This window comes from Staphylococcus sp. EG-SA-2 (assembly GCF_017152085.1).
The window spans coordinates 1-668 of record NZ_JACYHC010001158.1 but is presented as its reverse complement, the minus strand read 5'-3'; the positions used below and the strand labels follow the sequence as shown (position 1 = coordinate 668).

Below are 668 nucleotides of genomic sequence, written 5' to 3'. Positions count from 1 at the left end.
CCTAAAACCAACAAAATATAAAGTAAGTAATGTGGCCATTCAAATCTTAACCATATAAAATAAAAAATGACATACACAGCTACACTCAATATAAATTCTAAGCCATTCGTAATGTAATAATACAACAATGCTGACTTAGGACTCTTAGACAACTTAGTATAATCTGACATATACCCCTCTCCCCAAATAAAAAATTATACGGATTTATAATCTATTTCATTTTATTTTTATATGTTGCTAATTATAGCATATGGAATATTTCATGCTAATTTATTCTTCCTAAAGGTACATCTAAAAATTTAGTTAAGCAGAAAGTGCTTGAATCGCTAAAAAGACACCATGTTATAATTTTATCAACATGATGCCTTTCATCTATAATCAATCTTTCATCTTATCAAGAGCAATATTTAGTTCAAGCACATTCACATAATCATTTGTTAACACACCACGCTGCTTACGATGTTGAATCAAGTCGGCCACTCTTGAAGTAGATATATGACGAGCATCAGCAATACGAGGTGCTTGCTTCAATGCATTTTCAACCGTAATATGCGGATCTAAGCCCGACCCAGAACTTGTTGCAGCATCTATTGTTACATTTGAATTCCCAAATTTAACATGATGTTTCATGCGTGCTATTAATTCGGTGTTTCCATTCGATTCATTAC

General features: G+C 32.2%; 1 protein-coding gene and 1 pseudogene. Both read right to left on the bottom strand.

Annotated features, from left to right (window positions below; genetic code table 11):
- A pseudogene (locus IDG60_RS23050) lies at positions 1-170 on the bottom strand (PH domain-containing protein); the annotation flags it as partial.
- Between the two features lie 208 nt (positions 171-378).
- Positions 379-668: potassium-transporting ATPase subunit C (locus IDG60_RS19120; protein WP_206161068.1), on the bottom strand; the 290-nt coding region annotated here is incomplete at its 5' end.